Origin of the sequence: Actinosynnema sp. NPDC023587, from assembly GCF_040640215.1 — a bacterium.
In the GTDB taxonomy this organism is placed as follows: Bacteria; Actinomycetota; Actinomycetes; order Mycobacteriales; family Pseudonocardiaceae; genus Actinosynnema.
Window position 1 is genome coordinate 165,529 of record NZ_JBFABG010000012.1, and the last position, 14,544, is coordinate 180,072.

Genomic DNA, 14,544 nt, shown 5'->3' on the forward strand with positions numbered 1-14,544 from the left:
ACGCACGACCCGCGCAGCCGTTCGGCCGCACGGTGGGCGCGGAGATCGCCCGACAGGTCCAACAGCACCCCTACCCGGCGGTGACACCCCGGCGGGACGAGGCGGCGCTGGCGACCCTGCTGCGCGCCCGCCAGCGCGGCGACGCCCAGCGCCAGGAGTCGTGGGTGCGCCGGGCCCCGGAATCGCCGCCCAGGCCGCCGCACGCGGACGTGATCGAGCACCTGGCCAACCGCCTGGTGCCGGCCGCCCTGTGGGCGGTGGTGGAGCCCCTGATCCCGCCCGCGAAGGTGCGCCGCCAGGGCGGCGGCCGGAGCCGGGTGTCGGACCGGGCGGTCTTCACGGCGATCGTGTTCGTGCTGACCAGCGGGTGCGCGTGGCGGCACCTGCCGGCGACCTTCGGCGTGACCGTGCCGACCGTGCACCGGCGCTTCCAGGAGTGGACCGACGCGGGCCTGTGGCTGCGGCTGCGGCGGGTGGCGGCGGAGAGCTCGGCGACGGACGCGGAGTGGCTGCGCCTGGTGCTGGACGCGGCCGAGCGGCGCGGCGCGCGCGCGGCGGGCTAGAGCCGCCCGCCCGGTCCGGCTGCCCCTGGTCGAGGCCGCCCGGCTACGCGTGCACGCCCGGCTGGTACTTCGGCACCCGGACGCTGATCTTCGTGCCGAGGCCCTCCGCGGTCTCCACGACCAGGCCGTAGTCGTCGCCGTAGCACCGCCGCAACCGCTCGTCCACGTTGCCGAGCCCGATGCCGGCCGTCGCGCCGACCTGGCCCGCCAGCGTGCGGCGCAGCGCCTCCGGGTCCATGCCGATGCCGTCGTCCTCGATGGTGATGTGCGCTTCCTCGCCCGCGTCCGCCGCCAGGATCGTGATGTGGCCCGGCCCGACCTTGCCCTCCATCCCGTGCCGCACCGCGTTCTCCACCAGCGGTTGCAGGCACAGGAACGGCACGGTCACCGGCAGCACCTCCGGCGCGATCTGCAACGTCACCTTGAGCCGCTCGCCGAACCGGGCGCGTTCCAGCGCCAGGTACTGGTCGATCGACCGCAGCTCCTCCGACAACGTCGTGAAGTCACCGGCCCGGCGGAACGAGTACCGCGTGAAGTCCGCGAAGTCCAGCAGCAGCGTCCGCGCCCGCTCCGGGTTCGTCCGCACGTAGGAAGCGATGGCGGACAACGAGTTGTAGATGAAGTGCGGCGAGATCTGGGCCCGCAGCGCCCGCACCTCGGCCTCCACCAGCCGCGTCCGCGACCGGTCCAGCTCGGCCAGCTCCAACTGCCCGGACGCCCACCGGGCCACCTCGTTGGTCGCCCGCGCCAGACCCGCCGACGGTTCCCGGCTGTACGCGGCCAGCACGCCGACCACGCGGCCCTCCACGGTCAACGGCGCGAGCACGGCCGTGTGCACCGGGCAATCCGGCTCGTCGCACGCGATGTCGAACGCCCGCGTCCGCCCGGTGGCGAACACCTCGGCGGCCAACCCCACCGCGTCGGTCGCGTGGTGGTCGCCGCCGCCCTCCCAGGCCAGGACCTCGGTGTCGTCGATCAGCGCCAGCGCCGGCGTGCCGAGCAGCGTCCGCAGGTGCTTCGCGGACTTCTTCGCCGCCTCCGGCACCAGCCCCGCGCGCAACGGCGGCGCGGCGGACCACGCGGTGTGCAGCGTCTCGAACGTGATGCGCTGCTCCTGGGTGAGGAAGTCGTTGCGGGTGCGGGAAGTCCACCACAGGGTGATCACCACGGCGAGCCCGGCGAGCAGGATCGCACCCGCCGTCCACATCGCCGTCACAACCGGTCCTGACTGCGCAGACCCAGGTTCTCCGGCGCGTGCAGGCGCACCATGACGTGGTTCACCCCCGGCGGCACCCGGCGCGGAGTCAGCAGCGACACCACGTACATCACGACGAAACCGAGCGGCACGGTCCACGCGGCGGGCCGGGCCAGGAACACGTTGCCGCCGCCCGCGCTGATCGTCACCAGGCCCGCCACCAGCGCCGGCACCCCGCCCGCGAGCATCCCGGCGACCGCGCCGACCGTGCTGACCCGGGTGCTCCAGATCCCCAGCACCAGCAACGGGCACAGCGACGACGCCGCCACCGCGAACGCCAGCCCCACCATGTCCGCCACCGGCACCCTGCCCACCAGCAACGTCATCCCGAGCGGCACCAGCACCGCCAGCACCGTCGACACCCGGAACCCGCGCACGGTCCGCAGCCGCAGCACGTCCCGGCTCAGCACACCCGCCAGCGACACCATCAACCCCGACGACGTGGACAGGAACGCGGCGAACGCCCCGCCCGCCACCAGCGCGCCCAGCAACTGGCCGCCCAATCCGTCGACCATCCGGCTGGGCAGCACCAGCACCACGGCGTCGGTGTCGCCGGTCATCAGCAACTCGGGCGCGTACAGCCGGCCGAGCGCGCCGTAGATCGGCGGCATCAGGTAGAAGATCCCCAGCAGCCCCAGCACGATCAGCGTCGTGCGGCGGGCCGCGCGGCCGTTCGGGTTGGTGTAGAACCGGACGATCACGTGCGGCAGGCCCATGGTGCCCAGGAACGTCGCGATGATCAGCGAGTACACCGCGTACAGCGGGAAGCTCTCGCCGCCGCGCAGCGGCAACGCCCACGTTTCGTTGGTGTTGAACGGGATCGTCGACACCCGGGGCACCGCCGCGCCCTCCGGGAAGACCAGCCGCGAGCCGGCCGCGACGGAGTGCTCGCCCTCGGGCAGCACCGCCGAGCCCTCCACGCGCCGGCCGTCGACCGCGCCCGCGCCCCGGAACACCACCGGTTCGTCGACGTGCACCGACGTGTCGGTGTCGAAGGACACCGCGGTCTCGCGCGGGAAGACGGGCAGTTCGGGCCCGGTCAGGTCGCGCGCGCCGTGCGCCTGCCACGCCATCACCAGGAACACCACCGGCACGGCGATCGCGGTCAGCTTGAGCCAGTACTGGAACGCCTGCACGAACGTGATGCTGCGCATCCCGCCCGAGATGACGTTCGCGGTCACCACCACCGCCACGAGCAGCGCGCCCACCCAGTCCGGCGCGCCGGTCAGCGTGTGCAGCGTCAGGCCCGCGCCCTGCAACTGCGGCAACAGGTAGAGCCACCCGATGCCCAGCGCCAGCACGCTCGCCACCGCGCGCACCGCCGCCGACCCGAACCGGGCCTCGGCGAAGTCCGGCAGCGTGTACGCCCCGCTGCGCCGCAGCGGGGCCGCGACCAGCGCCAGCAGCACCAGGTAGCCCGCCGTGTAGCCGACCGGGAACCACAGCATGTCCGGGCCGTGCGCGAAGATCAGCCCGGCGATGCCGACGAAGGACGCCGCCGACAGGTACTCGCCACCGATCGCCGAGGCGTTCCACCACGGCGACACGGTCCGCGACGCGACGAAGAAGTCCGAGGTGGTCCGCGACACCCGCAGCCCGTACGTGCCCACCAGCACCGTCCCGACCGCCACCACCAGGACCGCGACGATGCCGTAGGTACTGCTCACGAACGCTCCACCAGCTCGGCGAACTCCCGCTCGCCGCGCTCGGCCTGCCGCACGTAGAACCAGCCCGCCAGGACGAACACCGGGAACACCAGACCGCCCAGCAGCAGCCACGGCAGCGGCAGCCCGAACAGCCGCTGCGCGGCCACCGACGGCGCGAGCGCGAACACCAGCGGCAGCGCGGCGACGCTTCCGCACACCACCGCGCACAGCAGCAGCCCGAGCCGCCGCTGGGTGCGGATGAGCGACCGCATGTAGACCGCGCCCAGCTCGCTCTGCTCGTCGATCTCCCGCGACGCCGGGTACGGCCGGGGCGCGCGCGGGGCCCGGGTCCGCGGACTGGTCACCACCACGCGCTGCGTCGGCGGCCGGCGCGGGGAGGTCACGACGACTGCCGGTTGCGGCGGACCAGCAGTTGGCGCAGGTGCCGGGCGTGCCGCCGGCTGACCGGCAGGACCGCGCCGCCGATGTTCACGCTCAGGTGCCCGTCCTCCAGCCGCAGTTCGTCGATGTGGCCCAGCGACACCAGGTGGCTGCGGTGCACCCGCACGAACCCGGCCGACCGCCAGCGCTGCTCCAGGCCGTTCAACGCGGCCCGCACCAGCCCGCTGCCCGTCGCCGTGTGCAGGCGGGCGTAATCGCCGTGCGCCTCCACGTACCTGATGTCCGCGAGCCGGATGAACCGGGTGATCCCGCCCAGCTCCACCGGGATCACCTCGTCCCCGACGTCCGGGGTCTTCTCGGCCGGCGCGGGCGCGGGCGGTTCCGCGACCTTGGCGTCCAGCACCTCGTGCACGATCCGGTGCACGGACTCGGCCAGCCGTTCCGGCCGGACCGGTTTGAGCAGGTAGTCCAGCGCCTTGAGCTCGAACGCCTCGACCGCCGGCTCCTGGTGGGCGGTGACGAACACGATCGGCGGCGGCTGCGCGAACCGCGACAGCACCCGCGCCAGGTCCAGCCCGTCCAGGCCGGGCATCCGGATGTCGAGGAAGACCGCGTCCACCGACTGGCCCGCGTCCGTCGCCCGGTGCAGCGTCCGCAACGCCTTGGTCGCGTCCGTGACGCCCTCGACGTGCGCCACCCTCGGATCGGACCTCAACAGGTACACCAGGTCGTCCAGGGCGGGTGCCTCGTCGTCCACCGCGAGCACCCGGAGCCTGCGCTCCAGCGCCCCGCGGCGTTCCGGCCCCTCGCAGACCGGGCACGGCAGTCCAGACGTCATGGGAATCCAATGCGGGTCGTCGGCGTCGGCGATTAGACCATTGGCCGGTCATCCTCGCCCCTCGGGGCGGCCCGGGGCAATGACCGGCGAGCGGGCCTCAGGTCACCGAGCGTCACCTCCGGTCCCGGGAACGCCCCTGCGGCCCGGCGTTCCACCGCCACCGCCACCGCCACGCCACCGCCACCACAGCCACCGCCGCCATCGGCGTCAGTCCAGCTCGGCGAGCAGGTCGCCGCTCGTCGCCGCGAGGCCGTGGAAACCGCAGCGCGTGGCCAGCTCGTGGCCGACCCGGGCGTGCCGCGTCGCCTCCGCGCGCCGGCCGTCGGCCGCCAGGGCCCGCACCAGGTGCAGGTGCGCCGCCGCCACCCCGTACCGGTAGTCGCAGGCCGTGGCCAGCTCCAGCGCGCGCAGGTGCGCGGCCACCGCCCGCGCCGGCTTGTCCAGGTGGCGCAGCACCAGGCCGAGCGCGTTGTGCACCTCGCACTCGATCCGGGGGCTGCCGCCCAGCTCCTGCACCAGCGCCAGCGACCGCTGCGCGGTGCGCAGCGCTTCGGGGTGCTCGCCGGCCAGGCACAGGGCGGTCGCCAGGTGCGCCATCCCGTCCGCGCGGGCGTGCCGCGCGCCGGTCCGGTACCAGTCCGCCAGCGCCTGCCGCAGCAGCGCCACCGCCCTCGGGTGGTCGCCCATCGCGGTGTGGCAGCGGCCCAGCAGCGCCGCGCAGGTCGCCACCATGTTCACGCCCTCGGCCGCGCGGGCCAGTTCCAGGCCCTCCCGCAGGTGCGCGCCGGCCCGCGCGTAGTCGCCGCGCATCAGGTGCAGCGCGCCCAGCCCGGCCAGACCCCCCACCCGGACGTGCGGGACCGACGGCAGCACGGCGGTCAGGTCCATCATCCGGGAGAACGCGTCCGAGGCCGCCGCGAACTCGCCCAGCTCCAGGTTCACCACGCCGTCCAGACCCGCGTGCAGCCATAGCGTCCGGCCCGACGGCGACGCCTCCCGCAGGTACCGCCGCGCGGCGCGCAGGTTGCCCAGGTTGCGGTGCTCGGCCGCCAGCCACACCAGCATCGACGTCTCGGCGTCCGCGTCGCCGGCCCGGCGGGCCGCGCCCAGCGCCGCCCCGATCGCCCGCACGAACTCCACGTGGTGCCCGTGCGTGCCGAAGTACCCGCTCACCGCGTCGATCAACTGCCACGACAGCGACAGCGGCCCGGCCGACGCGCAGTGCTCGGTCGCCGCCAGCACGCTCGGCCGCTCCTCGGTCAGCCACGCCCGCGCCGCGTCCGCGGTCATCGCCGTGACCACCGGCGGCGCGCACGGCGGGCGCAGCTCCGGGTACAGCACGCTGCCCACCTCGGCCGCCGTGCGCAAGTACCACCCGAACAGCCGTCGCCGCGCCGACTCCTGGTCCTCGCCGGCCGCCGCCGCCCGGTCCGCCGCGTAGACGCGCAGCAGGTCGTGCACCGCGAACCGGTCCGCGCCCACCCGCTGCACCAGGTGCGCCGACGCCAACTCCTCCAACAGCCCGAGGGTCTCCGACACCGGCGCGTCCAGCAGCGCCGCCGCGCCGAGCGCGCTGAGGTCCGGGCCGGGCGACAGGCCGACCAGCCGGAACAACCGGGCGGCGGCCGGCCGCAGCGCCGCGTAGGACAGGTCGAAGGCCCGCCGCACCGCCGCCGTGTCGTCGTTGTCCACCGCCAGCGCGGTCAACCGGTCACCGCCGCGCAGTTCGTCCACATAGGACGCGATGTCCGCGTGCGGCAGGCCCACCAGGTTGCCCAGCGCGATCCGCAACGCCAGCGGCAGGTACCCGCACAGCCGCGCCAGCTCGGCGATCGCGTCGAACTGCGCCATCGCCGCCTCCGGCCCCAACGACCGGGCCAACAACTTCCACGCCTCGTCACCGCGCAGCACGTCCAACCGGACCGGCGTGGCGCGCAACGGATCGCGCAGCTCGTTGCGACTCGTGATGACCACCGAACAGCCCGGCTCGTCCGGCAGCAGCGGCAACACCTGCTCCACCGACGCGGCGTTGTCCAACGTGATCAGCACCCGACGACCGCGCAACCGGGCCCGGTAGCCGCGCACCAGGTCGTCCTCGTCCACCGGGATGTGGTCCGCGCGCACGCCCATCGCCCGCAGGAACCGCGCCAGCACCGCCGAGGTGGACAGCGGCGGCGACGTCGAGTGCCCGCGCAGGTTCGCGTACAACTGGCCGTCCGGGAAGCGGTCGCGCACCGCGTGCCCCACCGACGTCGCGAACGCCGTCTTGCCCACCCCCGGCGGCCCGCACACCACCACCACCGCCGCCGCCCGGGACAACAACGCCGTCACCCGCGCCAGCTCCGCGCTGCGGCCCACGTAGTTCCCCACCGGCGCGGGCAACTGCGACACCGGGGCCCACGCGCTCGCGGCCGGCTGGTGCAGCGCCGGGTCCCCGGTCAGGATCGCGTGGTGCACCGAGCGCAGCCCGTCGCTGGGGTCCACGCCCAGCTCCCGCGCCAGCGCCGTGCCGGCCTGCCGGTAGGCGTCCAGCGCGTCCGCCTGCCGGTCCGCCCGGTACAGCGCCACCATCAACTGGGACCAGAACTGCTCCCGCAGCGGGTGCTGCGCGGTCAGCCGGCGCAGGTCGGCGATCACCTCGTCGCACCGGCCCAGCCGCAGCTTGACGTCGATCAGCTCGGAGGTCACCCGGAGCCTGCGCTCCGCGAGGTTCGACGCCTCGGTCTCGTGCAACGACTCCGAGGGCACGTCCGCCAGCGGCGCACCCCGCCAGTGGCCCAGCGCCAGCTCGTACACCGCGCACGCGCCGGCGAAGTCCTCTTCCGCCGCCCGCGCCGCGCCCTCCTCCGCCAGGTCGGCGAACCGGTGCAGGTCCAGCGCTTCGTGCGGCAGGTCGATCCGGTAGCCGGTGGGGGTGGTGCGGATCAACTGGGGGTCGCCCAGCGCCCGGCGCAGCCGCATCACGTACACGGGGAGGGTCTGCGCGGCCCGGTCGGGAGGCGTCTCACCCCACACGCGGCGGATGAGGTCGGCCGCCGGCACCGAGCGGTTCGCGCCCAGGAGCAAGGTCGCCAGGACGATCCGGTGCTTGGCGGCGGTGATCGGGACGATCCTGCCCTCCCGGCGGACCACCAGCGGCCCGAGCACGCCGAACTCGTCCTGCGACAGGGTCAACAGCCTCCGCTCCCTCCCGACGTTGACATGCTGGTACGCCGTTCCCGGCCGGAGTACCACCGGATGGACCGAAGATTCACAGCGCGCCCGCTTCGGTGATCCGCAACGCGGCCGTGCCGTGCTCGTCCGACGCGGCCAGGTCCACCTCCGCGATGAACCCCCAGTCGTGGTCCCCGGCCGGGTCGTCGAACACCTGCCGCACCACCCAGCGGTCCGGCTCCTCGGTGATCAGCAGCAGCGCCGGACCGCGCGCGTCCGGACCGATCCCGATCGCGTCGTGCTCCTCGAAGTAGGGCTCCAGCGCGTCCTGCCACACGTCCGCGGTGAAGCCCGAATCACCGTCGAGCTGACCGAGCTCGTAGTAGTCGCGGCGGGCGGCCAGCTCGACGCGGCGGAACAGCGCGTTGCGCACCAGCACCCGGAACGCGCGCAGGTTGCGGGTGACCGCGGGCGGCGCGTCGTCGACGACGGCGTCCGCGCCGGGGTTGCGCAGCTTCTCCCACTCGTCCAGCAGGCTGGAGTCCACCTGGCGGACCAGTTCGCCCAACCACTCCTGGAGGTCGTTGAGCTCCTCGGTCTTCGCGTCCGGGGGAACGGTCTGCCGCAACGCCTTGTAGGCGTCGGCGAGGTAGCGCAGCACCAGGCCCTCGGAGCGGGCGAGCTGGTAGAAGGAGACGTACTCGGTGAAGGTCATGGCCCGCTCGAACATGTCGCGCACCACGGACTTCGGCGACAGGTGGTGGTCGGCGACCCACGGGTGCCCGCGCCGGTAGGTGGTGAACGCCCCTTCGAGCAGCTCGGCCAGCGGCTTCGGGTAGGTCACCGCCTCCAGCAGCTCCATCCGCTGGTCGTACTCGATGCCCTCGGCCTTCATCGCGCCGATCGCCTCGCCGCGCGCCTTGTGCTCCTGCGCCGACAGGACCTGGCGCGGGTCGTCCAGGGTGGACTCGATGATCGACAGCACGTCCAGCGGGTAGTCGGGGGCCTCGCGGTCGAGCAGCTCGATCGCGGCCAGCGCGAACGGGGACAGCGGCTGGTTGAGCGCGAAGTTGAACTGGAGGTCGACGGTCAACCGGATGTGCGGCCCGTCCCGCTCCACGATGCCCGCCGCCAGCAGCGCGCGGTACATGGAGATCGCGCGCAGGATGTGCCTGCGCTGCGCGGGCCGGTCCTCGTGGTTGTCCTCCAGCAGGTGGCGCATCGCCGCGAACGTGTCACCGGGGCGGCCGATCACGTTGAGCAGCATGGCGTGGCTGACCGAGAAGCTCGACGTGAGCGGTTCCGGCTCGGCGTTCCTGAGGCGCTCGAACGTCTGGTCGCTCCACGAGACGAACCCGTCCGGGGCCTTCTTGCGCACCACCTTGCGGCGCTTCTTCGGGTCGTCCCCGGCCTTGGCGAGCGCCTTCTCGTTCTCCACCACGTGATCGGGGGCCTGGACCACGACCGTGCCGATGGTGTCGTACCCGGCGCGGCCCGCGCGCCCGGCGATCTGGTGGAACTCGCGGGCCTTGAGGTGGCGGGTGCGGGTGCCGTCGTACTTGGAGAGCGCGGTGAACACGACCGTGCGGATCGGCACGTTGATGCCGACGCCGAGCGTGTCCGTGCCGCAGATGACCTTCAGCAGGCCGGCCTGCGCGAGCTGCTCCACCAGCCGGCGGTACTTGGGCAGCATGCCCGCGTGGTGCACGCCGATGCCGTGGCGGACCAGCCGGGACAGCGTCTTGCCGAACCCGGAGGTGAAGCGGAACCGGCCGATCATCGTGGCGATGGCGTCTTTTTCGGCGCGGGTGGCGACGTTGACGCTCATCAACGACTGGGCGCGTTCGAGGGCCGACGCCTGGGTGAAGTGCACCACGTAGATCGGCGCTTCCCGGCCGTGCAGGAGCTCTTCGATCGTCTCGTGCAGCGGGGTGGTGACGTACTGGAAGTTCAGCGGCACCGGGCGTTCGACGGACCGGACGGTCGTGGTCGGCCGGCCGGTGCGGCGGGTGAGGTCCTTCTCGAAGAAGGAGACGTCACCGAGGGTGGCCGACATCAGCAGGAACTGCGCCCTGGGCAGCTCGATGAGCGGGACCTGCCACGCCCAGCCGCGATCGGGCTCGGAGTAGAAGTGGAACTCGTCCATGACCACCTGGCCGACGTCGGCGTCGGCACCGTCGCGCAGGGCGATGTTGGCCAGGATCTCGGCCGTGCAGCAGATGATCGGGGCGGTCTCGTTGACGCTCGCGTCGCCGGTCATCATGCCGACGTTCGCGGGGCCGAAGGTGTCGATGAGGGCGAAGAACTTCTCGGACACCAAAGCCTTGATGGGAGCGGTGTAGTAGGTCTTCTTGCCCTCGGCGAGAGCCGCGAAGTGCGCGCCGATGGCGACCAGGCTCTTGCCCGAACCGGTCGGCGTGCTGAGGATGACGTTCGAGCCGGAGACGACCTCGATCAACGCCTCCTGCTGCGCGGGGTAGAGCTCCAGCCCGCGCCCGTGCGCCCACTCGGCGAAGGTCTCGTAGAGGAGGTCGGGGTCGGCGGAGGGCGGCAGCAGGTCGGTAAGAGTCATCGCAGGCAGATCATAGGGGGTCCCACACCGACCCCGTCGCGGTCCGGTACGCGACCAGTCCGCCACCCGCGCCGACCACCCTCCCCACCCCACCGCACAACCCGAAACAGCCCACCACCCGCCCCTGCCCACCACCAGCCCCGGTCCGCCCCTACCCACCACCCGCCCCGGGTCCGCCTCAGCCCTCCCGCCGCCCACGCCCGCCGCCCACGCCCGCCGCGCCGCCCGCCCACGCCCGGCTTTGGCTCACCCGCTCGGCATTGGCTACTCGCCACCGCCACCGCCACCGCCACCGCCACCGCCATCGCCATCGACACCGGCTGAGGCTGAGGCTGAGGCTGCGAGCACAGTGCCCGGCGAGCCGCCGTCAGCGGACACGTCCCGCACGCTGGGCGCGCCCCCGCACACCGGGCCTGTCCCGCACGGCGTGCCCATCGCCGGTCGCTTCCCGCCCCGACCGCTCGCTCCGCACGCACCGCCTCTCTCCCGGGCCGCGTCCATGGCCGATCGCGCCCGAGGCGGCCGGAGGGCCGGAGTTCAGGGCGAGAGGCGGGACCAGAGAGGGCGGGGGCAGGGGGTGGGACAGAGAGGGTCGGGGCGGGGGCAGAGGGGTCGGGGGTGGAGTCGGGTGGTGGGGGCTTGGGGCGGGTTGGGATACCGGAGCGTGCCGGGGAGCCGGGCCTTCTTTTTATTCGGCAACGAATGGGCGGTCCGGATAGTGCCTGGTCAGAGGGTGGTTCACCGCTTTTGGTGAATCTTGTACGGACCGGCGGATCAGGTGCTCCGAGGGGTCGGATAACTCGTCGTCCGCCGGATTTCCGCAGGGCCACCTTATGCGTTGTTGCACAGTGCTGGCCACAGGCCGCTGACGGCACCTACCGTGTGGCCCGTGTCAGAACCGGTAGCTATGCACATGAGCGACGGACTGCTCGACGTGCCGACGTCGCTGGCCTTCGTCGCCGTCGCCGTCATCGGCGTCGGGGTGGCGTTGGCCAAGGCTCGCGGCGACCTCGACGACCGCACGGCACCCATGGCCGGGCTGGTGGCGGCGTTCGTGTTCGCCACCCAGATGCTCAACTTCCCCGTCCTCCCCGGGGTGAGCGGTCACCTGCTCGGCGGCGCGCTGGCCGCCATCCTGGTCGGACCGTGGGTGGGGGCGCTCTGCGTGACGATCGTCCTCGTCGTGCAGTCCCTCTTCTTCGCCGACGGCGGCATCACCGCGCTCGGCGCGAACATCACCAACATGGCCCTCATCGGCACCGCCGTCGGCTACCTCACCGCCGTCGCGCTCCGGCCGCTCGCCCGGCGCGGCAAGGGCGGCCTCGCGCTGGTCGCCTTCCTGTCCGCCCTGGTCAACACCGTGCTCGCGTCGTTCGGCTTCGTCCTGGAGTACGCCGTCGGCGGCGCGGGCGGGGTGGCGTTCGGCACGGTCGCGGCGGCGGTCCTCGGGGTGCACGTCCTGATCGGCGTCGGTGAAGGGGTGATCACGGCGGCCACCGTCACGGCGGTCGCGGCGGCGCGGCCCGATCTCGTGCACCTGGTGCGCGGCGCGCCGCAGAAGCTGGAGCTCAAGGCATGAAGCGCTTCTTCCTCTGGTTCGCCGTGGTGAGCCTGGTGCTCGCGGGAGCCGTCTCCTACTTCGCCGACTCCGACCCGGACGGCCTCGACCACGTCACCGAGCGGCACGGCATCGCCGAGCACGCCCGGGACCACCCGCTGGCGGACGGGCCGCTCGCCGACTACACCGTGGGCGGTGACGACCGGCTCACCGGGCCGGCGGGCGTGATCGGTGTCGTCCTGACGCTCCTCGTCGCGGGCGGGCTGTTCTGGCTGCTGCGGAAGAAGAGCGCCCGGGGGTGAGTGCGGGCGTCCTGCACCGGGCCGGGGATTCCCCGGTCCACCGGCTGCCCCCGCAGGTGAAGATCGTCGTCGCGGTGGTCGCCGTGCTGTGCGTGGTGGCCACACCGCGCGAGGCGTTCTGGGCGTTCGGCGTGCACCTGCTCGCGATCACGGCCGTGTGGTTCGTCGCCCGGATCCCGCCGACGTGGTTCGCCTCGCGGGCGCTGGTCGAGCTGCCGTTCGTGGTCCTCGCGCTCGCCCTGCCGTTCACCGGGCACGGGCCGACCACCGCCGTCCTCGGCGTGCCCGTCTCGGTCGAGGGCGCTCTGGCGGGCTGGAACATCCTCGCCAAGGGCACCCTCGGCGTCCTCGTCTCGCTCACCCTCGCCGCGACCACCGCGCCGCACGAGCTGCTGCTGGGCCTGCAACGCCTCCGGCTGCCCGGCGTCCTGGTCACTATCGCGACCCTGATGCTCCGCTACGCCGACGTGGTCGTGGCGGAAGCGCGGCGGATGCGCGTGGCCCGCATCTCGCGCGGCGACGACCCCCGGTTCCTGTGGCAGGTGGGCGCGACCGCACGCGGTGTCGGCAGCCTGTTCATCCGCTCCTACGAGCGCGGCGAGCGCGTCCACCTGGCTATGGTGTCGCGCGGCTGGACAGGGCGGATGCCGGACGGGCGGATGTCGGACGGGCGGATGTCGGACGGGCGGGGGACTGCGGCGGTGGAACCGGTGCGCGCGAACCCGACCGCGCCCGCGCTGCTCGTGGAGCGGCTGGCCTTCGCCTACCCGGACGGCCACCAGGCGCTGTTCGGCGTGGACCTGCGGGTGGAGCCCGGCGAACGGGTCGCGCTGCTCGGCCCGAACGGCGCGGGCAAGACGACCCTCGTGCTGCACCTCAACGGCGTGCTGGGCGGCGGTCGGGGGCGCATCGAGGTGGCCGGGCTCCCGGTCGTCAAGGAGCACCTGCGGGAGATCCGGCGGCGCGTCGGCGTGGTGTTCCAGGACCCCGACGACCAGCTCTTCCTGCCCACGGCCCGGCAGGACGTGGCCTTCGGGCCGGCGAACTTCGGGCTGCGCGGCGACGAGCTCGACGAGCGGGTGGCGCGGGCGCTGGACGCGGTGGGCATGGGGGACGTCGCCGACCGCTCGCCGCTGCACCTGTCCGGCGGGCAGCGGCGGCGGGTGGCGCTGGCGACCGTGCTGGCGTGCGACCCGGAGATCCTGGTGCTGGACGAGCCGTCCGCGAACCTGGAGCCGGTGGCCCGCCGGGAACTCGCGGAGGTGCTGCTCGGCCTCGACCGCACGATGCTGATGGTCACCCACGACCTGCCGTACGCGTGGCAGCTCTGCCCGCGCAGCGTGCTGGTCGACGGGGGAGTGGTGGTGGCGGACGGCCCGACGCGCGACCTCCTCGCCGACACCGAGCTGCTCAGGCGGCACCGCCTGGAACTCCCCTTCGGCTTCCGCCTCGAATGACCGGGGAGCGGCCGGATCGACCCGCTGGGACGGCAGGCGGGGTAGCGGGCTGGCAGGTGGGACTGGTCGGTGGGGCTGGTCGGTGGGGCTGGTCAGCGGTCGGCCGGGCTGGTGATCGGGGTGACGTGGTTGGCCAGTTCTGCGCGGGCCTCGTGGGGTGTCAGGCGGCGCATCCCGGCCGCCGTGCAGCGGCGCACCAGGGCCGGTTGTTCGCGCAGCAGCCGCAGTCCGCGCCGGGCCAGGAGCAGGACGGGCTTGCGCGCCTCGGCCACGTCCCGGGCGAACCTCCGCACGGACGTGACGACCGCGTTGGGGGACAGCACGATCGCGTCCAGCAGCACGCCGGCCTCCCGGCACCCGGTCACCAGCCGGTCGGCGAAGAGCCCCTCGGCGATGAACGGCCCGCCCGCCTCCACCACGTGGCACCCGGTCCGCCGATCCTCGCCGAGCGCGTACACCGGGGCCTCCACCCGCCCCGTCGTGGCCAGCTCGACCACCGCGCGCAGCGCGTCGGGCGTGTTCCACGACCGCTCGGCGTCCCAGTCCGGGCGGCCGGCCTCGTCGCGCGGCAGCAGCGGGTCGTCGCCCTCGCGGTAGAAGTCGTCCAGGCGCAGCACCGGCCACCCCAGGTGGGCGGCGAGGGTGGACTTGCCCGAACCGGACGGACCGGCGAGCAGGACGACACGTGCGTGAACGGCGGATGACGGCACGGAAGACGATTCTCGCACGCCCCGCGCACCTGACGCGACCTCGTGTTTGTCCGTCCGTGCACCCGCCCTGCTCCGGTTGTGCACCCGG

At 73.5% G+C, this 14,544-nt stretch carries 10 protein-coding genes and 2 pseudogenes; 5 read left to right on the forward strand and 7 right to left on the reverse strand.

Annotation, left to right across the window (positions count from 1 at the left end; all coding sequences use genetic code 11):
* Nucleotides 1-209: 209 nt before the first annotated feature.
* Nucleotides 210-473, forward strand: a pseudogene (locus tag AB0G01_RS27490) (transposase); the annotation flags it as partial.
* A gap of 133 nt (nt 474-606) precedes the next feature.
* Here AB0G01_RS27490 and AB0G01_RS27495 read toward each other — a convergent pair.
* From AB0G01_RS27495 to AB0G01_RS27520, 6 genes are all read right to left on the reverse strand, one after another.
* Nucleotides 607-1,770: a histidine kinase gene (locus AB0G01_RS27495; protein WP_360951072.1), complete on the reverse strand. Its 1,164-nt coding sequence runs from the start codon at nt 1,768-1,770 to the stop codon at nt 607-609.
* 5 nt (nt 1,771-1,775) lie between these two features.
* Nucleotides 1,776-3,485, reverse strand: a complete 1,710-nt coding sequence (locus AB0G01_RS27500; protein WP_360950883.1) for a cation acetate symporter — start codon at nt 3,483-3,485, stop codon at nt 1,776-1,778.
* A complete protein-coding gene (locus AB0G01_RS27505; RefSeq protein ID WP_360950886.1) occupies nt 3,482-3,829 on the reverse strand; it encodes a DUF485 domain-containing protein in 348 nt (115 codons plus the stop codon). Before AB0G01_RS27505 ends, AB0G01_RS27500 begins: the two co-directional genes overlap by 4 nt.
* Before the next feature lie 35 nt (nt 3,830-3,864).
* Nucleotides 3,865-4,704, reverse strand: a complete 840-nt coding sequence (locus tag AB0G01_RS27510; RefSeq protein WP_360950889.1) for a LytTR family DNA-binding domain-containing protein — start codon at nt 4,702-4,704, stop codon at nt 3,865-3,867.
* 207 nt (nt 4,705-4,911) lie between these two features.
* Nucleotides 4,912-7,878, reverse strand: coding sequence for a BTAD domain-containing putative transcriptional regulator (locus AB0G01_RS27515; RefSeq protein ID WP_360950892.1), 2,967 nt, complete (start codon nt 7,876-7,878; stop codon nt 4,912-4,914).
* A gap of 76 nt (nt 7,879-7,954) precedes the next feature.
* Nucleotides 7,955-10,429: a DUF3516 domain-containing protein gene (locus AB0G01_RS27520; protein WP_360950895.1), complete on the reverse strand. Its 2,475-nt coding sequence runs from the start codon at nt 10,427-10,429 to the stop codon at nt 7,955-7,957.
* Nucleotides 10,430-11,342: 913 nt separating this feature from the next.
* On the opposite strand from AB0G01_RS27520, the gene AB0G01_RS27525 reads away from it, so the two are divergent.
* From AB0G01_RS27525 to AB0G01_RS27540, 4 genes and pseudogenes are all read left to right on the forward strand, one after another.
* Nucleotides 11,343-12,008, forward strand: a complete 666-nt coding sequence (locus tag AB0G01_RS27525) for an energy-coupling factor ABC transporter permease (protein WP_360950898.1) — start codon at nt 11,343-11,345, stop codon at nt 12,006-12,008.
* Nucleotides 12,005-12,289, forward strand: a complete 285-nt coding sequence (locus AB0G01_RS27530; protein ID WP_360950901.1) for a PDGLE domain-containing protein — start codon at nt 12,005-12,007, stop codon at nt 12,287-12,289. Before AB0G01_RS27525 ends, AB0G01_RS27530 begins: the two co-directional genes overlap by 4 nt.
* A pseudogene (gene cbiQ / locus AB0G01_RS27535) lies at nt 12,286-12,918 on the forward strand (cobalt ECF transporter T component CbiQ); the annotation flags it as partial. The gene AB0G01_RS27530 and the pseudogene cbiQ, both read left to right, overlap by 4 nt.
* 45 nt (nt 12,919-12,963) lie before the next feature.
* Nucleotides 12,964-13,746 (forward strand): ABC transporter ATP-binding protein, encoded by a 783-nt coding sequence (locus AB0G01_RS27540; RefSeq protein WP_360951075.1) that lies wholly within the window; start codon nt 12,964-12,966, stop codon nt 13,744-13,746.
* A 92-nt stretch (nt 13,747-13,838) separates the two neighbouring features.
* Here the strand turns inward: AB0G01_RS27540 and AB0G01_RS27545 are convergent, their stop codons facing one another.
* Complete coding sequence (locus tag AB0G01_RS27545; RefSeq protein WP_360950904.1) at nt 13,839-14,456, reverse strand: uridine kinase; 618 nt, start codon at nt 14,454-14,456, stop codon at nt 13,839-13,841.
* Nucleotides 14,457-14,544: the final 88 nt, after the last annotated feature.